Consider the following 22,151-nt stretch of genomic DNA (forward strand, 5'->3'; position numbering starts at 1 on the left):
CGGCGTCAGCCTCGCTGTCGCCCCAGAAGGGGCATCACCTCGACGAGGGTGCGGACCTCGGCAACGGCTGTGAGCGGGGCCGGCCGAGGTCGTGACGACCGATTGATCCAGACGGCTGGAATGCCCAGGGCGTGCGCGCCGGCGATGTCGGCGGACAGTGAGTCGCCGATGTGAAGAACGGCGTCACCGCGTAGTCCGAGCATGCCCAGGGCTGCTTGGAAGATGGCTGGGTGCGGCTTGTAGCATCTCGCGTCCTCGCTGGTGACCAGCAAGGTCAGCGGAAGCTGATGATGGTCGAGCGCGGCTTCGAGGTCCGGGCGATCAATGTTGGACACAACACACACAGGCAGGTCGAGCCCTTCCAGGAAGGACCTGGTGTCCGTGCAGAGCTCCGGCTGACGCCAGAACTCGAACTGTGGTCCGCACAGGGCGGCGGGATCGGCGGTGGAGCCGAAGTGCCGCAGGGTGCGCGCCAGCGACGACACGGCGATGTCACGCTGGGCGCGGAAGGCATGCTCTCTGCTTCCCGCCGTCTCCTGGAGGAACACACCACGCCAGAAGGCGCCCACCTGGTCGGCGGTGACAGCGTGCGGTGTCGCGCAGGTCTTCCTGGCCTCTTCACAGATACCGACAATGATGTGATCATCTTCGGCGACCACGGTGCCGTAGAAGTCGAGAAGAAGTGCCTCCACCATCTGGGTATCGTGGTACGGCGGCGCTGTGACAGGCCAGCGGTCGCGCAGACCGACCGGGCAGGCATCGCCGCGATGCGCCGGCCTCGCCCCGCGGCATCACACCGAGGCCGTCGGTACGGAGCCCATGTCTGGCTGCGGATCCTGTTCGCCACCGACCCTGGCAACGAACACCCGCCCCGCCGCCGCGTCGAGGCCGCGCTGGCCACGGGGCAGCTGCGCGGCCCGGACGGAACGCCCACCCGCTGGGACTGTGCGACAGCCGCGCTGGCCGACGAGACGCGGCCAGTTCCAGCCCGCCACAACATCGCAGCCTGGGATGTCGTCCCGTTGCTCGACCGCGGCGCCGAGGGAGCTCCGCACCGAGACCCGGCGGCAGGCCGAGAACGCGCGGAGCCAGGCCGGGACCTGGTCGCCGCGCTGGACGGGGCAGGACTCGGGACTCTGGTGGCCGCCGTGGCCGAGCCAACCGCGATCCACGAGCTGGTGGGCGCGGGCCGGCGGCTCCAGATCCCTACGTTTCTCCACCGACACGTCCGAAGGACGTGATACCCGTCGCACGGGCGTCGGCAATATCAACGGATTCACTTCCACCAGCAGACCAGATTGGCATCAGTGGCCTGTTCGGATCAGATCTCACCCGGCCGCCGATGCCCTCAGAGATCCGACCTCACACACCGAATCTCCATCGGATCTGAGCACTCGACGCAGTCCACCGACCGCCTGCCGGCAGCAGGCCTATGAGATAGGGCGCGGGACGCGCGACACGACATCGGGTCGCCGGACTCTACCGCTGCAAGTCAGGGGGCACCATCAGTCACTCGAGAGTCGTCGATCGGCGAGCACAACCCCGTCCTCATCAGCGTACAGCCAGGATCCTGGCCGAAAAACGACGCCACCGAACCTCACGACTTGCCCCTCATCACCCGTGCCACCCCCCCAGGCCCGGGCGGGAAAAACGCGCCGGGCGCGCACTCCGACCGGGAGGAGGTTCAGGAACGGCGTGTCCCGCACGGCGCCGTTAACAACTATCCCGACCCATTTGTTCTCGACAGCCAGTTTTCCGAGGTTATCACCGACGAGTGCCGGACTTTCAATTCCTCTACCAGAGATCACCAGAACCCGCCCGTTCCCCGGCCGTTCGAGAATCTCACGAACCAGGGAGTTGTCCTCCAGCACGGAAACGGTATGGATCTCACCGGAGAAAATCGGCTTCCCAAAACTCATAAAGGCGGGATCGAGAATCTGCAGATCACCTTTGTACTCGTCACACAGGTCGGCCGTGGAGAAACCTGTCACCATTCCCTCAACATTCACAGTTACCCCTAACTTCGACAGGACGAATTATCGTTGCGAAAACGTTACACAGGCTAGCATGCCCGGAAACAGGTAGCACATCCCGCCGGACGCATAGATCTGACTGATAAAATCTACTAGACGACTACCTACAGACTCCGAGACAGGTTCGCACCCCCTCCGTCAAATCACCTGTTGCCAGCAGCACCATGATGGGCCAACGCGCGATACACAAGATCCTGCAGCTCGTCCGGTGTCTGAAACTGGGCAACTGTCAACCCGGTTTCGGATATAAGGCGCGATCGGAAGTCCTCCTGCCGGTGACCGAAGACGCGATCGGTCATCTGACCAACCGGTAGCCCTTCCGCCTGATCACTCAGAATAAAGACAAGACGGGCCAGACCGCTGCGCGTAGCCTCTTCGAATTCCAGCTCCGTGTATGACAGATCGGGCGAGTCGGTCACACAGCTACCGTAACGGAAGCCCACTATCCCGACATAGACCTCGCATTCTGCAACCTTCTCCCGACAAACGTGTGACGGAAGACTGTCGTTGGCTGTAAATCCATCCATATGCACAGCAATATCACCATGGTTGCGAATAGCGCGTTCGGCGGCCGAAACAAACGATCGCGGCCTGACCGGATACTTTGCCATCTCGCTGGTGTAGCTGAGGAAGACTCGGCGGGCCACGCTTCTGGTAGCTGGCGGCAACGCTGCCTTTGGCACACCAAGGCTCGCCGTGAACGCCCTGTCGACGGTGCCGACAAGGCTCTCCAAAGACGTGGCTAGACGGTTCGACGCCTCCTCAAGATGAGTCGCACGGTGCCCGATCATCTGAATAATCTGATTCTGAGTCTCCATCTGCAGCCGCGCTATACTAAGCGTCTGCTCCAAACGAAGTCGTTCCCATTCTTGCCCCGAGAAATCAGCCGGCTGGCGATCCCCACGCAAGACATCACCATACTCCTCCAGAGTACGCTCTATCTCCTCACGGCCAGCTGAGGACTCAATGATAAGTGTGACCTTCAGGCCGTCCTGAACAATCTTCACCGAGACGCCGCTGTCTTTGTATCGCTCCCGCACTAATGAGGCGAAGCCGCTCAGGATGGTCATCCCGGCCTCATAGTACTCGGGGGGAAACTGAATTATCCTGTGTACCGTTTCGGGGCTGAAGCGATCCTGGCGATAGTTGAGGACAGCATCGCCCAACAGGGTAAGTTCATAGGAAAGATTGATCCAAAATATACCTCTGAGACGAGCAGAGGATCGAGAGAGAATCTCTTCGGCCCGATGAACGAACTCGGCATCTGAAGGCTGGTACTCAGCCGCCATGTCTTTGGCTGCGTCGAGCACCCGCGCAACCTCGCCATCGGTGGGTACAGCGCTCATGGCATCATTGAGCGCTCGCGAAAGATTCATTTCTAACAGACTGGCTCGTTCTCTCGCATTGGCCAGATCATCGTAGCGGCGGTTGACCGCGTCAAGCAGGGAAAGCGATCGTTCTAGATCGTCACAGACCGCCACGGCACGTAACAGAAAACCGTGCGCCGCACCGTCGATGGAATCAAGCGCAGAACCGACGATTGCTTTGATGATTGAGACAGTGGACAAGTCGAAACGCGGCGTATCCGTGGATTCCACGTCTACCTACTCTACAGGTTCGAAGTGTTCGTCGAAGGAGAACAGAACCCGGCTGAACCTTCTGCCCATCGAAATGCACTCGCTACGGAGCACCGATGCTGATGTTTTTCCTTTCAGCGCGGTCCTGAAAATTTCCGCGATATGCTCCATATCGGACTCGATCATTCCAAGCCGAGTAACCTCTTGTACCGCCACGCGTAGGACATCGTGCCCGTACAGGCGGCGCGCGTTCACGCTGATCCCACACTGAAGGAGACGCCGGACCCAGCGGATGCTCTCATCCTGACCGTCAGTCCGTACCAGAATCTGGTGAGATTCTGACGGGGTGTCTGCACTTTCGACAAGCGAGAACCCGGCGGCTTTCAAGGATGTTGCCAGACTCCGGGAATTGGAAAGCATTTGAACTGCGTACGCCTGGCCGTACTTTTCCATCTCGAGCAGAGTGACGTATGCAGCAACTGACTGGTGGGTATGCTGGCTGGAGACGAACCCCCGGGACAGATTGTCGACGACGGATTCCCCAATAACGCCTTCGCGGGCACAGATAAGCGCCTTCTGTGGCCCGGGAAAGCTCTTGTGCATATTTCCCTGCAGAATATCACAGCCGTCCGCCAGGGGACGTTGAAATTTTGCACCTGCAATCAGGCCAAGCACGTGAGAGCCGTCGTAGATTAATACGGTCCGCGAAGGGCACGATTCTCGTAGCGCTTGCACTGGCAGGGGATAAAGGGGAGCGCCGTGGTCGAGCAGTACCGCCTTGGGCTGCGTTCGCAGGAATGCTTCGCCGGAACGAGGAACGTCGATGGTCAACGCTTCCAGGTCCCATGGCAGGTACTCAGAAACTCGACCCAGGCGTTGCAAGATATGCCTGGTGGCAAAATGACCACCGCATGCCGGGTCTATGGAGTAGACAGTATCGCCTGGTTCGGTTACAGCAGACAGCGTCGTGATCATCGCGTGGACGCCTGACAAGGGCCGTAGATCCGCGATGGCGGCGTCGAACATACCCTGCGCCGCTCCTACCGCCCTTTGCTCGGTCTCCGCGACAGCTTTCAGATATCCGAGCGTCAGACCGTGAACGTCCACCACGCCGTCCAGCGCTCGGCGGCTGGAAATGGTTCCGAGGTGGTACCTAAAGCCGATCGGGCTCGAGAGAAAGGACCGCGCCAGTCTGGACAGAACGTTTTCGTTAGGCGTCAGGTGAACAGTGCGAGCCAGAGTGCCCTCTTCAGCCCGCAGGTCGTCTACCAGCTCTCGCAGAGCGATCTCGATCATCTACTCGTCGTACCTACCACCTTGGATGACCTCGGCTCACCTCAGACGACCACTGCGGAATGTCGATCACCAGTATCATCCACGAACGCCACTGCATCCATTGCCACAGAGCAGCCGAAATGGAGGCCGGACACTTCCACTACCGACCGAGCCGGCTTGTGGTCGCCAAAGAATTTTTTGTATCTGTCATTTACGACAGGCCAGTGAGCAATGTCATTAACATAGACACAGACCCGTAGTACGTTCTGGCGACAACTCCCTGCGGCCAGCAATATGGAATTGATATTCTGAAGAACCTGCGCTGTCTGCGAGTCGACGTCACTGGATCCCGCCAGCGGCACACCGGAGGGCGTCAACGGAAGCTGGGCCGAAACATAGACCACTGCGCCGTGTTCAACGGCCTGCGAATAGTGCCCAGCGGGCATCGGTGCACCATCGGTGGCTACATGCCGCATGTTGGTCCTTGGTGAAGTAGTGGCTACTAGAAGACTTCAGGCATACCAGACTCAACTACACCTCAAGCCGGATTAACCTATCATCTGATCTGGTGCGAGCATTCCCCTACTTCCTCTCCATATCGCGATCCGCCGGGGCGGTACCCGACGGTACGGCACCAGCATAGCGCTCTACATGCGGTTCGCGAGCCGTCAACCACTCATTCCGATACCGCCATCTGTCCGGGGATGACCGGTGATTGACTGCGACTTATCAAGCGCGAAGCGAGAAAAGCTTCAAATATGCTGGTAGCGGCGTCGCGCTCACGACCAGCACGTGCCGATGGAAGCCTCATCGGCACAGGGCACAACCAGCGAGGCGGCCAAGAGTGCCGCGACCCGGATTCGCAGGCGGATCTTGAGAAACTCCCGCGCGAAAGGCCGAACTGCGCCGAGACTAGCTCGGTCGCCCACGGGGCGATGCTGGAGGCGGGAAGCGCGCGAGCGCGGCTCCGTTCGCTCATGACTGTCACCTCGGCGGTGGGCCGCGGAGAGATCGACCACGGCCCACCGGAGAAGTGCGGCTTCCGCACCGACCAGCATCATCGGCGCTGTCGTCACCGGCTCGACATCGGCACGCTTGGCCGGCTTGCTGCCCCCGGCCGGCAGGCGATCGGCCGCCTCATGACGATCCTGGTCTACGCCGCCGGAGAGCTGGTCGTCAGGAACGCTGTCGACACCGGCTGACCGCTAGCCTGCTGCCGCAGGTGGGTGTGGCTGCTGTCCTGATGCTGATCACAGCTGCGGCTTCCGACCTTTGCGGGAAGTAGCGCATTCGTCACAGGCGCGGCGGTTCACCGTTGCCGAGGTTAACCGCGGCAGCCGGTAGCGTTGCAGGGATGGCGACCGAGACGCAGTCCGATCCAGCTCTGGACACCGCGGCCTGGGACCTTGCACCCCTGCTCGACGGCAAGGGCGAAGCCCGTGTTGACGAGCTGCTTACTGAGGCACGGCAGCGGGCCGAGTCGTTCGCGGGCCGCCATGCCGGTCGGGTCGGGGAGCTGGACGGGCCGGGTTTCGTCGCCGCGACGGGCGAGCTCACGGCCATCTACGAGCTGGTGGGCCGGGCCGGCAGCTACGCGTCGCTGCGCTTCTCCACCGACACGTCCGATCCGGAGCGAGGCGCGCTGCTACAGAAGGTGCGGGAGCGTTCCACCGCGATCCGGACGACGCTGCTGTTCTTCGGCCTGGAGTGGGCGGCGCTGGACGACGCCGTCGCCGAGCGACTGCTGGCGGCGGACGGGCTCGACCAGGCACGCCACTACCTGCGGCTGGAGCGGCGCTACCGGCCGCATCTGCTCAGCGAGCCGGAGGAGAAGCTGCTGACCGAGAAGTCGGTCACCGGGGTGGCGGCGTGGAGCCGGCTGTTCTCCGAGCAGGTCTCGGCCATCGAGGTCCGCCGGCCCGCCGCCACCACCACCGCCACCACCGCCGGCAACGGAGCCGATGGGCAGGCCGGCGGGGAGGCGCTCGACGTCGCGCTGAGCCGGCTGGCCTCCGGCGACCGGGAGGTGCGGCGCGCGACGGCCGAGGCTGTCACCGCGGCGCTCGCGCCGGGCCTGCGCACCCGGGCGTACATCTTCAACACGCTGTTGCACGACAAGGCGGTCACCGATCGTCTGCGTGGCTATCCGACCTGGCTGACCAGCCGCAACCTGGCGAACGAGGTCTCCGACGAGTCGGTGCGTGCGCTCGTCGACGCGGTCCGGGCGCGCTACGACATCCCGCAGCGGTGGTACCGACTCAAGGCGCGGATCCTCGGCCTGCCGAAGCTCGCCGACTACGACCGGATGGCCGCCGTGACCAGCGCCGACGAGCAGTACGGCTGGGAGGAGTCGCGCGATCTGGTGCTGTCCTCCTTCGGCGCGTTCTCGCCGGAGATGGAACGTCACGCGCGCCGTTTCTTCGACGAGAAGTGGATCGACGCGCCGGTGCGTCCGGGCAAGCGGGGCGGTGCGTTCGCCAGCTCCGCCGTCCCGTCGGTGCATCCGTACGTCATGCTCAACTTCACCTCCCAGCGCCGCGACGTGCTGACGCTCGCGCACGAGCTGGGCCACGGCGTCCACTTCGCCCTGGCAGCGAAGCAGGGCATCCTGCAGCAGCACACGCCGCTGACGGTCGCCGAGACGGCCTCGGTGTTCGGCGAGACGATCGTCTTCAACCAGCTGCTGGCGCGGACGTCCGAACCCGACTCGCGCCTCGCGCTGCTGGCCGAGGCGGTCGAGGGGGCGATCGCCACCGTCTTCCGGCAGACCGCGATGAACCAGTTCGAGGACGCCGTCCACACCGCGCGGCGCACCGACGGCGAACTGTCCGTCGAACGCCTCAACGAGGCGTGGGCATCCACCCAGCGCGACCTGCTCGGCGACTCGGTCGAGCTGACCGACGGCTACCGGACGTGGTGGAGCTACGTCCCGCACTTCATCGGCACGCCCGGGTACGTGTACGCCTACGCCTACGGCCAGCTGCTGGCGCTGTCGGTCTACCAGCGCTACGTGGACGAGGGCGACGCGTTCGTCCCGCACTATCTGGAGATGCTCGCCGCCGGCGGCTCCCGGTCCCCGGAGGACCTGGGCCGCATCGTCGGCATCGACCTGACCGACCCGGGTTTCTGGTCGGCAGGCCTCGACCTCGTCGAGGACCAGCTGCGGGCCGCCGAGGCGGCCGCCCGCGACGCCGGCCGCCTCGGATGAAGCCCGCCCCGCCCCGGACAGGCCCGGCTCGCAGAACGACGGAGGGCGGCCATTCCGAGCGGGCCAACTATGTCGATTTCAGCCGAAACTGGCTTCCTTCTGACAGACACGCCATGACCTGGACGCTACAGTCGCTCACCGTGGGTCATCGTAGAATCTCTGGTCTGTCGGTCCGCCTCAGTCCGCTGGCCGTGGCCGCCGGCATGGTCGTGGCCCTCGCGGCCGCCGCGGGGTGCAGCAGCGACCCGGACACCGGCGCCACGCCGGTCGCCCCCCCGATCACCACCACCGCGGTCGCCGTCGGCCCGTCCACGAGCCCGTCCGCGGGTGCCGGTACGAACATTCCACCGCCCACGGCAGCACCGGCGCCGATGCCTTCGGCCGCCTACCCGCCGCTGTCCGGGTTCGGTGAGGTGCACGAGCTCGGCAGCGCGGTCGCGATCTCCGATGCCGCCACCGGCACCGTGCTGAGCCTGGACCGGATCGAGTACATCACCTGCCCGCTGCTGGCCGGCGATCCCGATCCCTGCCTCGACGGCTACCGCACCAGGACCATCGAGGGAGAACGGCGGGACTTCGTCGTGACGCCCGAGGTCAGGTTCACGTACTGGGAGCAGCCCGAGGTCTACCTCACCGGCGGGCTCGCGAAGCTGCGGGAGTTCGTCGCGAGCCGGCCGTCCAACATGGTTCTGCTCCAGCTCGACCCGGCCGGACGGGTGATCGCCGTCGGGCAGCCCTTCCTGCCCTGACGGTCCAGGCGGTCCTGACGACCCGGGCAGCTCTGGCGGCCCGGACCGGGGCCGGCAACGAACCATGGGCCGGCCGGAGCCGTCGGAGGCTGCCGGCCAGCCCATGATCGTGAAGCGGACTAGCCCTTGCGGACGATCCCGTTGTTGGTCCAGGCGGTCACCACGCCGGTGGCGGAGGTGACCAGGTAGTCGAAGCGGCGGTCGCCGTCGATGTCGGCCAGGACGGCCTGGCTGCGGGTCGCGCCGACGCCGGTGGCGATCTCGCCCTGGGCCAGCCAGGTCGAGCCGCCGCCGCCGCGGTTGTTCAGCCAGGCCCAGATCCGGCCGTGCTCGTTGACCGACAGGTAGTCGTCCCGGCCGTCACCGTCGAGATCCGCGAAGGTGATCATCGAACCGGGGAGACCGACGCCCGTGGCGACCTCGCCCGCGGACTGCCAGGAAACACCGCTGCTGCCACCGGCGATGTTGAGCCAGCCCTGCACCTGGCCCTGCGCGCCGACGACGAGATAGTCATCCCGGCCGTCACCGTTGATGTCGGCGAACCGGATCGTGTCCCGCGCCCCCGAGCCCGTGGCGACATCGCCCTTCGCCTGGAAGGAGATACCGGCGCTGCCGCCGGCGACGTTGAGCCAGAGCTTCACCTGGCCCTGCGCGCCGACCAGCAGGTAGTCGTCCCGGCCATCCCCGTTCAGGTCGGCGAACCGCACCTCCTCGCGCGGCCCGGCCCCCGAGGCGACCTGGCCCACGTAGTTCCAGCCACCGGAGACCCGCAGCCAGGCCTTCACCGCGCCCTGTGGGCCGACGGCCAGGTAGTCCTCCTTGCGGTCACCGTTGAGATCGGCGAACCGCAGCTCCTCCGGCGGCACGCCCGTCCCGGAGGCGACCACACCCTGGCGGTCCCACCGGTCGTTCTGGGCGAACTGTTCGTTCAGCCAGGCCGAGACCTGCCCGGTGCTGTTCACCGTCAGGTAGTCGCTGCTGCCCCCGCCGTCGATGTCGGCGAACTCGACGTTCTCCCGGGGCACCCCGACACCGGCGGCGATCTCGCCCTGGACCAGCCACGACTCCGCGCCGGTCGCACCGATGGCGTTGAGCCAGGCCCGCACCTGCCCCTGGGCACCGACCACCAGGTAGTCGTCCCGGCTGTCACCGTCCAGGTCGGTGAACCGCACCTCGTCGCGGGTCGCCCCGACCCCCGAGGCGACGACGCCCTGGTAGCTCCACCCCGTACCGCCGGGGCCGCGGACGTTCATCCAGGCCCGCACCTGGCCCTGGGGGTTGACGGCCAAGTAGTCGTCGCGGCCGTCACCGTCGACGTCGGCGAACCGCACCTCCTCGCGGGTCGTGCCGACACCGCCGGCGATCTCCCCCTGGGACGCCCAGGACACACTGTTGCCGTTGCCGGCGTTGAACCAGGCCCGCACCTGCCCCTGGGCACCGACGGCCAGGTAATCGTCACGGCCGTCACCGTTGACGTCGGCGAACCGCACCTCCTCGCGCGGCGCGGAGCCGGCGGCGACTGTCCCCAGAGACGTCCAGGACGTGCTGCCCGAGCTGCGGTTGTTCACCCACGCACGCACCTGGCCCTGCGGGCTGACCACCAGGTAGTCGTCGCGGCCGTCACCATTGAGGTCGGCGAACCGCACCTCCTCGCGGGTCGCGCCCACCCCGGAGGCGATCGTGCCCTCCCACTTCCAGCCGTCCTGGCCGGTGCCCGAGGGGTCGACCGCTCCCGTGGTGCCGCCGCCGCCCCCCGTCGGCAGGTCACCGCAGGCGCCGGCGATACCGTTGCGGGCCCGCAGGAAGACGTCGCGCCTGACGACGCCGTCGATCGTCCGGTGGAAGGCCTCGGCCATCTTCCGGAACCCGTTCGCGTTCGGATGCAGCGAGTCGGTCATGTCCCCCGGCGTCACAGCTCCCATGTCGACCAGGCGCACGGGCCGGCCCGCCTTCTGGAAGTCCGCGACGATGCCCGGAATGGCCGCGTTGTACTGCTGGATGCGGTTCATGGTCGCCGGAGTCGTGGAGGGGATGAGCGTGGAGACCAGCACGGTCGTCTCGGGAGCGGCATTGACGATCTGACGGATGAGGCTGCGCAGCCGCTCGGGGGCGCTCGCGACGGAGATGTTGCGCGCCATGTCGTTGGTACCGATGTGCAGCAGGACGACGTTCGGCCGGTACTCACGCATCGTGCAGGACGCGATGGAGTGGATCTGGCTGATCGTCCAGCCCGGGTGCCCCTCGTTGTCCTGGTCCGCCAGCTGGCCGGTCCGCTGGGAGCCGACGAAGTTCACGGGACCGCCCACGCCGCCCAGCAGCTGCGCCAGTCGTGCCCGGTAGCTGGAGTTGTCCGGCGTCCCCACCCCGTAGGTGATCGAGTCGCCCAGGGGCAGCACGCGCAGCTCCGACGCGGTCGCGCTGGCACCGTCCTCCAGCGCGCTGGCGACGCCCTCGCCGATCGCCTCGGCGTTCTCCTCCAGCGCGATTCCGGTGTCGACGGCGGCGGGAGAGGCCGACGAAGCCCAGCCCGTGAGGCTTCGGCCCCAGTTGGCCAGCGCCTGACCCATCTTTCTCAGGTCGGTGATCAGGCCGCCACGCGCGAATCCAGCCGCCCACCCTTCCCAGACGACTCCGAAGAAGGAGGCGACTGCCGCGATACCCACCGCCCAGCCCCAGGCGCCGCCGTCATGCTGGTGTCCCTCGTCGACGACTCGCACGGCCTGGGGAATGAAGGTGGAGATGAAGTTCCCCAGGGCCGCGCAGAACGCCGCGGCGAGGATGGTGCCCGGCCCTGCCGTGGCGACACCGAAGAAGCCCTCGCAGAGGATGCGCGCCAGCAGGGCCACGGCGAAGGAGCCGATGTATATCAGGAACCACTGCCACCCGGTCAGTTCCGTGATCTGGACGGCGCCGGTCGGATCGACGGTGAGAGACAGCGTGGAGCCCGTCACCGCGAAGGCACCGTCGAAGTCATGCTGCACAGTGAACGTATCGACATCGGGCTCGAGATCGACCGGGGCGAAGCGGTCCTGCTCCTCGTAGAGCGTGTCGCTCAGCAGCGCATGACGGCTGTTGAGCTCCGCCACCACACCCCGCAGCTTGGGCAGGTCGACGTTCTCCGGAATCGCGAAGCTCACCGTGAACTCGGTCGGCGCCTGGTCACCGTCGGCGGCCTCGGCCGGCTTCGCCAGGCTCACCACCAGCGCCACCGCGACCAGGATCGCGACCGCGATGACGCCCCATCCACGGCCTCGCGGCGGCTGCCGGAACCCCACAGCCCCGCCGCCGAAGCCGCCGACCAGCCTGACGCCAGGATCACCCTGAGCGCTGTCGTTCGCCACGCCACCCCCATCGACACGAGCAGGGCCCGTCGACGGACATCGGGGGCGCTACCCATCAAACCGGTCGACGGATACCGGCTCGTGGCCACCACCCGAACGAACAGCGACAATGCGACGACGCTGAGCACCAGGCCTCAGCGGCTCGATCCACCCGCACCAGTGCCACGGAGCACGTGGTGGAGCATGTCGTGAGGCAGGCAGTGAGGCGGCGTCGGGGTTGCGGCAGCACCACGGGCAATCAGGGCGACACAGCCCCTCACCGTGGGTCGGGCGAGGCGCGGGTCAGAGTTCCGGGCAGAGCCGGGCCAGGAACTCGGTGGTGCGGGCGCGGGATTCGGCGCGGGTGGCGATGTCCGGGCCGAGCGGGATCACCCGGGCACCCAGGTCGGTGACGCCGGCGTCCCGGTAGCGGCGCAGCCGGTCGAGGATGGCCTCCTCGTCCCCGGCGGCCATCACGTCGCCGACGCCCCGGGCGTCGCCGTGTTCCAGCAGCCGCAGGTAGTTCGGCGAGAGCTCGGCGTGCCCGAGGGTCTGCTCGGCGTACTCGCGCGCCGCGTCCACCTCGCCCGGTGCGCACAGCGCCACCGGCACTCCGGCGACGATCCGCGGCGCCGGACGCCCGGCGTCGGCCGCCGCCTTCGCCAGCCGGGGCGCCACATGCTCGGCGATCGCACGCTCGTCGGCCATCCACAGGATCGTCCCGGCGCCCTGCCCGCCGGCCAGCCCGAGCATCACCGGCGCGAGCGCGGCCAGCAGGATCGGGGGCGCCCCGATCGCGGCGAGGTCGGTGACGTCAAGGGGGCTGTGCACCTGATAGGTGTCGTTCTCGACGTCGACCCGCCCCTGCCCGGTGAAGGCCGCGTTGAGTACCTGCAGGTAGTCGCGCATCAGGCGGGCCGGGCGCTCGTAGGGCAGGCCGAACTGCTCGGTCACGATCCAGTGGTGGGACGCGCCGAGCCCGAGGGCGAACCGGCCCCCGCAGGCCGCCTGGGTGGAGAGCACCTGCTGCGCCATCGCGAGCGGGTGCCGGGTCTGGACCGGCACGACGGCCGTGCCCAGCTCGATGCGGCTGGTCGCCTGCCCCATCAGCGTGGCGGCGGTGAGCGCGTCGAAGTAGCCGGGCACCTGCGGGACCCACATCGAGGTGAAACCGTGCTCCTCGGCCGCCCGCGCGTCGGCGATCAGGTTGGCCGCCCTGTCCCGGGCGGGCCTGTCCCGGTCCGAGCCGATCATCGTCCCGATGCGCATCGTGTCCGTCCCCTGGGATGTCGGTCCGCCGCCCGCGTTCACCCCGGGCAGACCGCACGATATCGAGACAGGCCCGCACGCACGGGTTCCGCGTCCGCGGGCCCGCCCCTCATCGAGGGTCTCAGCCGGCCGCGCCGCCCAGGAACGGAAGCCGTGCCTGGTGGCCGCCGTCCGGCGGAGCCGGGTAGAGAACGTCGCAGGGGACGTCCAGATGCTCCAGGACCTCCCCGACGAAGCTCATGGTGCCCAGGGCGAGGACATCGCCCTCCACCCGATCGGCCAGGTCGAAGGCCTCGGTGGCGGGCAGCAGCGGGATCGGCCAGCGGTCCCCGGAGAAGTGCAGGTACGACTCGCCGGCTCGCACGGCCACGACCGTGTGACCGTCGAGCGCACGCAGGCTCCCCTCGACGTCCTTGACGTCGGGCATACACAGCAGCACGACCCGCGGCGTTCCCAGGACGCGGCGAAACCACTCCAGCGCGGCCGTGACGCCATGCTCGTTCACCGGGGCGTCGACCACCCACGTCCGCGGCCCGTCGTGGTGAACGGACAGTCGCCCCGGAAGGGAGATCGGTAGCGGTACGACGTCCCGCGGGTCCTGGTCCTGGTTCTGCTCCTGCTCCTGATCCTGATCCGGTCCGGCGGGTGCTCCGCACAGGGTTGCCATGGCGCGGCCCGCGCTGGTTCCCAGCATGGCGTTCATCCGCGAGAGGCCCGGGGGCGTGGGGAAACCCGGCTCCGCGAAGCCGTCGACCAGGCCGACGTCGGCACCATGATCGCCGGCCCGCGCGAGCAGGGCCGCCCAGACCTCGGGCTCCTGCGGCACCGACAGGACTGTTCTCGTCTCCGGAGTGATCACGCCGAGGAGGTCGGCCGCGATCTCCAGCAGGTTCTCGCCGATGACCCCGAGATGCTCCTCGAAGACCGCGGTGACGGCGACCACCTGTGGCGAGAACAGCGAGACCTCGTCGCTGGCTCCCCCGAGCCCCTCCTCCAACACGATCACATCGACCTGGCTGCGCAGAAGATGACGCACACCGCTGATCGTGAACGATCCGGTCGGGGAGAGATATCCACCGTCGGACTGGACCGGCCCCAGCTCACCGAGGGCCTCGGCGAGCTCGTCCGCCATCCGCCGGTAGGCCACGTCGTCCACCGCCACCCCGTCGACGCGCACCCGCTCGCGGTTGGTGCGGAACGGCGGGCTCGTGACCAGCCCGGTGCGCAGGCCCGCCGCGGTCAGGGTCGCCGCCGCGTAGGTGGCGGCCGTGCCCTTCCCCTTGCTTCCGACGACCGTCAGCACGGGCGGCAGCCGGTCGGCCCGTAGATCCCACAGGTCCCGGAGTCTCGCGGCCCGGCCCAGGCTACGACGCCGCTCTCCCGACCATTCCTTGTACTCCCGAAAGAACGGCTCGTCGGCATCAAGCCACCTGGCTACCAAAACGGCCACTTCCCTTTCGGCGGACTCGGATATCGGAAACTGATCAGCGCCACGCGGAGAATACAGCGATCCGTCTGGCCGGTCCGTCCGGGTTCCTCAGCCCGGGCCCACGTGGATCACTTGAGTCCGGAGCGGACGAAGGCGTTGACGACGTGGCGCTGGAGGAGCAGGTAGATCGCGAAGATGGGCAGGCAGGCCAGGCCCGAGCCGGCCATGAGCCCGCCCCAGTCCGGGCCTTCGACGCCGACGAACAGGCCGCGCAGGCCGAGCTGGACGACGGAGTCGGCGCGCTGGAGGACCAGCGCCGGCCAGAAGTAGTCGTTCCAGGCGTTGATGAACAGCACGATCCCGAGCGCGGCGAGCGGGGCGCGCAGGTTCGGGACGACGACCGTCCACAGGATGGACCAGGCGGAGCGGCCGTCGATACGCGCCGCGTCGATCAGGTCGCGGGGGAAGCTGGCCATGTGCTGGCGCAGCAGAAGCACGCCGAGCGCGGACACCAGATTCGGGACGATCACCCCGGGCAGCGTGTTCAGCAGGCCGAGGCGGTACAGCAGCGTGTAGTTCGGCAGCATCGTGACCTGGAACGGGACGAGCCAGGTGCCGACGAACGCCAGGTACAGCAGGGTCTGGCCACGGAACCGCCAGGCGGTGAAGGCGTAGGCGGCGAGCAGCCCGACGAGAAGCTGGCCGACGGCGATCACCAGGGCCACGACGAACGTGTTCAGGATCAGCCGGCCGATGGGCAGGACGTCCGCCACATGGGTGTAGTTGCCGACGGAGAGCGGCCAGGGGAACAGGGAGACGCTGTAGACCTCGTCCGGCCGGCGCAGGGACGTCGCGTACATCCAGTAGATCGGGAAGACGCAGAACAGGCTCAGCGCGGCGAGCAGCCCGTGCCCGACCCCGCCGCGAACCCGGTCCCGCCAGCCGGTCTCGCCGACGGCGCCGAGGTCGGTCGCCTGGGCCGTTGTCATGACAGGGGCTCCTTCGGAATCGGATCAGGAGTCGCGGATCGGATCAGGAGTCGCGGATCGGGTCAGGAGTCGCGGATCGGGTCAGGAGTCGCGGATCGGGTCAGGAGTCATGGAAGGTGAGGCGGTCGGAAAGGCGGATCAGGGCGATGGCGACCAGGCCGAAAACGGCGAAGAACAGCAGGCCGGCGGCGGACGCGAAGCCCGTGTCGAAGTTCTGGAAGCCGTACTCCCAGAGCAGGTAGTAGACGTTGGTGGTCTGCGAGTTCGGCCCGCCCTGGGTGAGGGTGTCGATGAGCGGGAAGGTCAGCTGGCCGGACATCAGAATGGTCATCAGGGCCAGGAACACCAGTGTCGGGGAAAGCAGCGGCAGGACGATCCAGCGCGTGATCTGCCAGCGCGACGCCCGGTCGAGCAGCGCCGCGGCCCGGTACTCGTCGTCGATCCCGCTCAGCCCGGCGGCCACGACGAGGACGGCGAAGCCGAGCAGATGCCAGCCGGTGATGACGACGATGGCGATCTGCGCGGGCCGCACCTCGTGGATCCAGTTGATCGGATGGCCGATCACCCGGTCGACGGCGCCGCTGCGCGGGTCGAGCATCCACTGCCACAGCGCCGCGCCCGCCACCGGCGGGACCAGCACCGGGGCGAAGATCAGCGCACTGTAGACCGCCCGGCCACGGCTGCCGATCACGGACGTCCAGAGGGCGACGACAGTGGGCAGCACGACGGTGAACACCAGTAGCGCTCCGGTCATGGCGACGGTGAGCCACAGCGCGTTCCGCAGGTCGGGCAGGTCCAGCAGGCGCTGGTAGTTGTCCAGCCCGACGTACTCCCTGGGGGTGGTGGGCAGCAGGTTCCACGAGAAGAACGACAGGTTCAGGGCCGCGCCGAGCGGCCGGTACGTCCACACCACCAGGGCGCCGACGGCCGGCAGCAGGAACAGGTACGGCGGCAGCGCTCGTGCGGCACGCCGGGCCAGGGACGGCCGTTGCGCCGTGACGACGGCACGCCGCCGTGGCACCGCCGCCACCTCGACGAAGGTTCCGGTCATCGGTCGCTCACCTGCTCAGGACCTCGGCAGCAGCTTGGCCGCCTGCTCCTGGGCCTCGGACAGCGTCCTCTGCGGATCGGCCCCGTTGTAGACGACGTTCTCGACCGCCTCGAGCATCGTCGTGCGGATCTGGACGTAGTCCTTGCCCGGGAACGACACCCATGGCTTCAGCCGGGCGAGCTGGTCCAGGTTGGGCTTGACCAGCGGGTTCTCGGCGGCCCAGGTCTTCAGGCCCTTCGGGTCGTCGAGCAGGCCGGTGCGCAGCGGCAGATAGCCGATGCGGCTGGTGATCTGGGTGTAGGCGGCGTCGCTGGTGAGGTACTCGATGAGTTCCCAGGCGGCGCGCTGCTTGGCGGCGTCACCGGCGAACATGAACAGGGCGGCGCCGGAGTTCGTCGGGACGGCGGGCTTAGCGTCGAAGCTGGGCATCACGGCGGCCCGCAACGTCCACGGCGGCTTGGCTCCGGCCGCGCCCTTGAGGAAGATCTCCTGCGCCGCGCTGCTCTCCACGATCATGCCGATCTCGCCGCGGGCGAAGGCGGGGTAGGCCTGGTCCTGCGAGAGCTTCGGGCTGGCACCGGAGGCGACCAGGTCCTGGGCCATCCTCACGGCGGCGACGGCCGGGGCCTCGGCGAAGGTCAGCCTCGTCCGGTCCTCGGAGATCACCGAGCCGCCGTTGGAGGCGACCAGCGCCTGGTAGCACCAGTCACCGGAGACCTTGGTGAGACAGTCGATGTAGCTGCCGTCCTTGCCGGTCCTCTCCGTGATGGCGAGCGCGGCGGTCCTGAACTCCGCCCAGGTCGTCGGCGGCTTCTCCGGGTCGAGGCCGGCCTGGCGGAACAGGTCGGCGTTGTAGTAGAGCACCGGCGTCGAGAAGACGAACGGCACGCCGTACGTCTTGCCGTCGGCGTCGCCGAGCGTGCGGGCGGGCGGGGCGAACGGGTGTGTCCCCGCGAAGTTCGCCTGGACGGCGTCGCGCCCGACGACGTCGTCGAGCGGCTTCGCGCCGAGCGCGTCCACGGTGTAGTCGAGGTCACCGAAGGTGAGCTGGGCGACGTCGGGGGCGTTGCCGGTCGCGAGCTGCGCCTGGATGCTGGCGGTCGCGGCGCTGCCGTAGCCCTTGAGGGTCGAGGTCTGCGGCTTCTGCGCGGTCACGGTGATGTTCGGGTGGCTCTTCTGGAAGTCGGCGATCAGGCTGTCGAAGGTGTCCGTCCACGGACCGGCCTGGGCGAGGTTGTAGCTCTCGAAGACGATCGAGACCTTCTGGCCCGGGCCGAGTTCGGGCACCACGTTCGCAGTGGTGGTGGATGTCTGGTCGCCGTCACCGTCGTCGGATCCGCAGGCGGCGAGACCGAGGGTGAGGGCGAGTGCGGCAGCGCACGCGGCCGCCGTGCCGCGGGCTGAGCGCCGTCGAAACACAGCGTGCTCCTTCAGGTTCATGCATCTGGGCGTTCTGTCTGTGCTGTCTGTTTCAGACGCGCGGGGTGGCGGGAGCCGTCCGGGCGGGGTGTGGGCGCCAGACCAGGCGCCGTCCGCTGCCCCGGTCGAACAGGTGGATGTGGTCGGGCGCAGTGGTCAGCTGGACGGGCTGGCCGGGGGCGAGGCCGAGCGGGCGGGCGCCGCGGAACTGGACGATCTCGCCGCCGACCACGCACTGCGCGACCTCCTCGGCACCGATGTTCTCCACCGCGCGCACCACACCCCGCAGCGCCGGTGTCCCCGCCGGCCCCGTGCCGTCGGTCAGCCGGAGGTGTTCCGGCCGGACGCCGAACACCACGTCACGGGCCTCGACCCCCTCGACCTCCTCGACCGTCCCGGCTGGTTCACCCGGCCGCAGGTCGACCTCGACGCCGTCGGCGCGCACCCGCATCCGACCGTCGAGGTTCTCGAGCCGGGCGGGCAGCAGGTTCATCGGCGGGGAACCGAGGAAGCCGGCGACGAACACCGAGGCCGGCTGGTCGAAGATCTCGGTGGGGGTGCCGACCTGTTCCAGCCGGCCGTTGTCGAGCATCGCGATCCTGGTTGCCAGGCTGAGCGCCTCCACCTGGTCGTGGGTGACGTAGAGGACGGTCGCGCCGAGCCGTTCGTGCAGGGTGCGGAACTGGGCGCGGGTGGACTGCCGCAGCCGGGCGTCGAGGTTCGACAGCGGCTCGTCCATGAGGAAGGCCCGCGGGTCGCGGATGATGGCGCGGCCGACGGCGACCCGCTGGCGCTGGCCGCCGGACAGCTCCCGGGGCCGGCGGTCCAGCAGTGCGCCGAGTTCGAGCAGGTCGGCGACCTCCGCCACCCGGCGCCGGACCTGCGCGCGGGGCAGCCGGGCCGCGCGCAGCGGGAAGCCGATGTTGCGGGCGACCGTGAGGTGCGGGTACAGGGCGTAGCTCTGGAAGACCATCGCGAGGTCACGGCGGGCGGGGGCGGCGTGGGTGATGTCATCGCCGTCGAGAAGCACCCGGCCGCCCGTCGGCGGGATCAGGCCGGCGACGAGCCGCAGCAGGGTGGACTTGCCGCAGCCGCTGGGGCCGAGGAGCACGAGGAACTCGCCGTCGGCGATGTCGAGGTCGATGCCGTCGACGGCGACGACGTCGCCGTACTTCCTGGTCAGTCCGTCGAGCTCGATCCGGCCCACGGTGCTGGTTCCTCCCCCCGGGACACGGCGCGCGCAACGTTGCGTGCCCCGCGTGCTTCCCCCGACGCTGCTGGTGCGCCACCGGGGCGGCCCGGCAGCCCCGTTGCCCCCGGGCCTTCCCCGGTACGCGCAAACGCAGAATACGGAGCCTGGATATTCACGGGGCAGCCGATTGCGGATCCGGATGAACCGATCGCCAGCCCGGATTACCAACCCACGGTGAATTCACCGGGAATCACACGGATCTACTTTCCGGTGTATTTCAGATGTCCAGTTCCAGACGTTCACCGTGGCTTCGGGAGACGCAGACCATCATCGTCCGGCCGCTGGCCCGCTCGGCCGCGCTCAGGACGGTGTCGCGATGCTCCACCTCACCGGCGACGACGGCGGTCTCGCAGCTGCCGCAGGTGCCGTCCCGGCAGGAGGAGGCGACCGTCGCACCGGCCGCCTCCAGCGCGGCCAGGATGCTCTGCCCGGCCCGCACCGTGAGGATCTGCCCGCTGCGGGCCAACCGCAGCTCGAAGGCCTGGTCGCTGTCTCGGCTGGCGGGCTGCGCCGGGCGGAACCGCTCGACGTGCAGCGCCTCGGCCGGCCAGTCGGCGCAGGCCTGCTCGACGGCGGTGAGCAGGGCCTCCGGCCCGCAGCAGTAGACCGCGGTCTGCTCGCCGAGGCCGGAGTGGCGAAGGTCGTCGAGGACGGCGCCGATCGGGAGCAGCCCGTGGGTGTCCTGCGGGTGCAGGAGGACCCGCTCGCCGTGGCGGTCGGCGAGATCGCCGGCGAACGCCATCGCCTCGCGCCGCCGGCCGCCGTAGAGCAGGCGCCAGTCGGCGCCGCGTGCGGCCAGTTCCCTGGCCATCGGCAGCAGCGGGGTGATCCCGATGCCACCGGCGATGAGCAGGTAGTTCGGTGCGGCGACCAGCGGGAAGGCGTTGCGGGGGCGGCCTGCCGTGAGCAGTGTGCCGGCGGCCACCCGGTCGTGCAGGTGCACCGAGCCGCCCCGGCCGGCGGCCTCGCGCAGCACCGCGACCTGCCAGCTGCCCCGGTCGGCGGGATCTCCGCACAGCGAGTACTGGCGGATCATCCCCGGGCGGACCGTGATGTCCACGTGGGCGCCCGGCGTCCAGGCCGGCAGCGGCTCCCCGGCGGGGTCGGCCAGCTCGAGGCAGACCACGTCGTGTGCCACCCGCCGCCGGGCGCGGACCACCACTGTGAGATCCGGCCCGGCCGGCAGGGCCGGTCCCCCGGCAGAGGGGCCGGGAGACGAGGAGAAGGAGACGGACACGAGCGACCTCCCGCGGAATTCCGCACGGTCACGACATATGCCCTGCCACGGTAACGATGAATTCGCCCGGGCGAACCGTCAGCACGCGGTCATTGAAACATCTGATCGATGTTTTCCGGAAAAACGATCGATCTTCTCGCCGGCGGCCACGGCGGGGTCGTGGCACAGGTCCGCCTCAGCGCTTTCCAGGCTGTCGAGCAGCGTTTCCACCAGTCGGGTGCGGGGCGGCCGCCACACGACGTGCACGGGTACCGACGGGACCGGGTCGACGAGCGGAACGGCACGCGCCCCGGCGATACCGAGCGCGCGTTCCCGGGAGGCGAACCCGACCACCGGCCGGGTGGTGACCAACAATGCGCTGGCGCCGGGGTCGTCGACCTCGGCCACCACCCGCAGCCTGATACCGGCACGGTCGGCGGAGCGGGACATCGTGTCGTAGAAGGCGGGGCACTGCGTGCGGTGAAACAGCAGGCAGGGCTGCCGTTCCAGGTCACCGAACGGCACCTGGGCACGGCCGGCCCATTCGTGGTGCTCCCCCACGACGGCGAGGATGCGCACCCGCAGCACCTCCCGTGACTGCAGACTGGAGGTGGGCGGCAGACCGAAGATGAAGCCGACGTCCAGCTCGCCGCTGAGCAGACTCTTGATCTGGGGTCCGGTCCGCCGTTCCCACAGGCGCGGCTCGACCCCGGGGTGGGAGGCGTGCAGCCGCGCCAGCGTCGGCGGGAGAATGCGGTGCCCGGCCGGCAGGTTGAATCCGATGTTGATCCGCCCGGCCCGGCCGGCGGCGGTGTCACGGGTGATTTCGAGGGTGCGGCGCTTCAGTTCAAGAATTCTCTTCGCCTCGCCCCTGAACGCCTGACCGGCAGGAGTGAGACGTACCTCACGCGAGTTTCTCGCGACCAGCTTGACACCGACCTCACGCTCAAGGCGGGCCAGATGCTGGCTCAGCGAGGGCTGAGTCAGGTTGAGCCGCCGCGCGGCCCGCCCGAAATGGACTTCTTCGGCGATGGCGAGAAAAGAGACCAGATGTCGGAACTCCACGAGTTTCCTCCCTCATTCCCCCGTCCGCCAGTGTAGTCCGGACGCCTAACGGGCGATGAAGTCGGAGTTAGCCCGAGTAATTCTTCGGATGACCGTGTGGAGCGTTGCCCCGGCAATCACGCCGACCGCCGCCAGAAAATGTGTTCCACGCCTCTTCCCGGCGGATTCGGCACGGATCCGCCCGCCACGGCGTACGGATGCCGCCGACCGTGGCACCCAACACGGCAGAGTACCGCCCGAAAAAAAGTAGGCTATCGGACGAAACGGACAGGGAATGGCGGGGTTCGCACCGGGGAATT

18 protein-coding genes are annotated in these 22,151 nt (G+C 68.1%); 4 read left to right on the forward strand and 14 right to left on the reverse strand.

The features are described 5' to 3' along the window. Window positions 1-5: 5 nt before the first annotated feature. Entirely contained in the window at window positions 6-695 is a 690-nt protein-coding gene (locus B207_RS0112890) for an HAD family hydrolase (protein ID WP_018636955.1), read from the reverse strand. Window positions 696-767: 72 nt separating this feature from the next. On the opposite strand from B207_RS0112890, the gene B207_RS39715 reads away from it, so the two are divergent. Beyond that, complete coding sequence (locus tag B207_RS39715; protein WP_154675315.1) at window positions 768-1,241, forward strand: hypothetical protein; 474 nt, start codon at window positions 768-770, stop codon at window positions 1,239-1,241. A 264-nt stretch (window positions 1,242-1,505) separates the two neighbouring features. On the opposite strand, the gene rraA is transcribed toward B207_RS39715, so the two are convergent. The 4 genes from rraA to B207_RS38265 form a co-directional block, all read right to left on the reverse strand. Beyond that, window positions 1,506-2,009 (reverse strand): ribonuclease E activity regulator RraA, encoded by a 504-nt coding sequence (gene rraA / locus B207_RS38255; RefSeq protein WP_230204997.1) that lies wholly within the window; start codon window positions 2,007-2,009, stop codon window positions 1,506-1,508. A gap of 167 nt (window positions 2,010-2,176) precedes the next feature. After that, window positions 2,177-3,631 (reverse strand): DUF4062 domain-containing protein, encoded by a 1,455-nt coding sequence (locus tag B207_RS36875; RefSeq protein ID WP_154675316.1) that lies wholly within the window; start codon window positions 3,629-3,631, stop codon window positions 2,177-2,179. 6 nt (window positions 3,632-3,637) lie between these two features. Then, a complete protein-coding gene (locus tag B207_RS38260) occupies window positions 3,638-4,906 on the reverse strand; it encodes a PLP-dependent aminotransferase family protein (RefSeq protein ID WP_084692123.1) in 1,269 nt (422 codons plus the stop codon). Window positions 4,907-4,947: 41 nt separating this feature from the next. Continuing rightward, the gene (locus tag B207_RS38265; RefSeq protein ID WP_084692124.1) at window positions 4,948-5,361 is read right to left on the reverse strand and encodes a RidA family protein; all 414 of its coding nucleotides are present in this window, start codon (window positions 5,359-5,361) and stop codon (window positions 4,948-4,950) included. 501 nt (window positions 5,362-5,862) lie between these two features. On the opposite strand from B207_RS38265, the gene B207_RS0112905 reads away from it, so the two are divergent. The 3 genes from B207_RS0112905 (at window position 5,863) to B207_RS0112915 (ending at window position 8,842) form a co-directional block, all read left to right on the forward strand. Further along, window positions 5,863-6,087, forward strand: a complete 225-nt coding sequence (locus B207_RS0112905; RefSeq protein WP_018636958.1) for a hypothetical protein — start codon at window positions 5,863-5,865, stop codon at window positions 6,085-6,087. Between the two features lie 152 nt (window positions 6,088-6,239). After that, the gene (locus tag B207_RS0112910; protein WP_018636959.1) at window positions 6,240-8,093 is read left to right on the forward strand and encodes a M3 family oligoendopeptidase; all 1,854 of its coding nucleotides are present in this window, start codon (window positions 6,240-6,242) and stop codon (window positions 8,091-8,093) included. 113 nt (window positions 8,094-8,206) lie between these two features. Next, window positions 8,207-8,842 (forward strand): hypothetical protein, encoded by a 636-nt coding sequence (locus B207_RS0112915; protein ID WP_230204998.1) that lies wholly within the window; start codon window positions 8,207-8,209, stop codon window positions 8,840-8,842. 119 nt (window positions 8,843-8,961) lie between these two features. Here the strand turns inward: B207_RS0112915 and B207_RS0112920 are convergent, their stop codons facing one another. The 9 genes from B207_RS0112920 to B207_RS0112960 all read right to left on the reverse strand — a co-directional run bounded on the left by B207_RS0112920 (window position 8,962) and on the right by B207_RS0112960 (window position 21,852). After that, the gene (locus B207_RS0112920) at window positions 8,962-12,183 is read right to left on the reverse strand and encodes an FG-GAP-like repeat-containing protein (protein WP_018636961.1); all 3,222 of its coding nucleotides are present in this window, start codon (window positions 12,181-12,183) and stop codon (window positions 8,962-8,964) included. 282 nt (window positions 12,184-12,465) lie between these two features. Then, a complete protein-coding gene (locus tag B207_RS0112925; protein ID WP_018636962.1) occupies window positions 12,466-13,431 on the reverse strand; it encodes a TIGR03564 family F420-dependent LLM class oxidoreductase in 966 nt (321 codons plus the stop codon). Window positions 13,432-13,552: 121 nt separating this feature from the next. After that, window positions 13,553-14,881: a folylpolyglutamate synthase/dihydrofolate synthase family protein gene (locus tag B207_RS33730; RefSeq protein ID WP_154675317.1), complete on the reverse strand. Its 1,329-nt coding sequence runs from the start codon at window positions 14,879-14,881 to the stop codon at window positions 13,553-13,555. A gap of 107 nt (window positions 14,882-14,988) precedes the next feature. Continuing rightward, window positions 14,989-15,849: a carbohydrate ABC transporter permease gene (locus B207_RS0112935; RefSeq protein ID WP_018636964.1), complete on the reverse strand. Its 861-nt coding sequence runs from the start codon at window positions 15,847-15,849 to the stop codon at window positions 14,989-14,991. 100 nt (window positions 15,850-15,949) lie between these two features. Then, the gene (locus B207_RS0112940; RefSeq protein ID WP_018636965.1) at window positions 15,950-16,900 is read right to left on the reverse strand and encodes a carbohydrate ABC transporter permease; all 951 of its coding nucleotides are present in this window, start codon (window positions 16,898-16,900) and stop codon (window positions 15,950-15,952) included. Window positions 16,901-16,915: 15 nt separating this feature from the next. Continuing rightward, the gene (locus B207_RS0112945) at window positions 16,916-18,340 is read right to left on the reverse strand and encodes an ABC transporter substrate-binding protein (RefSeq protein ID WP_018636966.1); all 1,425 of its coding nucleotides are present in this window, start codon (window positions 18,338-18,340) and stop codon (window positions 16,916-16,918) included. 31 nt (window positions 18,341-18,371) lie between these two features. Further along, window positions 18,372-19,526 (reverse strand): ABC transporter ATP-binding protein, encoded by a 1,155-nt coding sequence (locus B207_RS0112950; RefSeq protein WP_018636967.1) that lies wholly within the window; start codon window positions 19,524-19,526, stop codon window positions 18,372-18,374. A gap of 262 nt (window positions 19,527-19,788) precedes the next feature. Continuing rightward, entirely contained in the window at window positions 19,789-20,733 is a 945-nt protein-coding gene (locus B207_RS0112955) for a PDR/VanB family oxidoreductase (protein ID WP_018636968.1), read from the reverse strand. A gap of 153 nt (window positions 20,734-20,886) precedes the next feature. Then, on the reverse strand, window positions 20,887-21,852 hold the full coding sequence (locus tag B207_RS0112960; protein ID WP_018636969.1) for a LysR family transcriptional regulator: 966 nt from the start codon (window positions 21,850-21,852) through the stop codon (window positions 20,887-20,889). Window positions 21,853-22,151 lie beyond the last annotated feature (299 nt).

The sequence above is a fragment of the Parafrankia elaeagni genome (genome assembly GCF_000374165.1).
Classification (GTDB): domain Bacteria; phylum Actinomycetota; class Actinomycetes; order Frankiales; family Frankiaceae; genus Parafrankia; species Parafrankia elaeagni.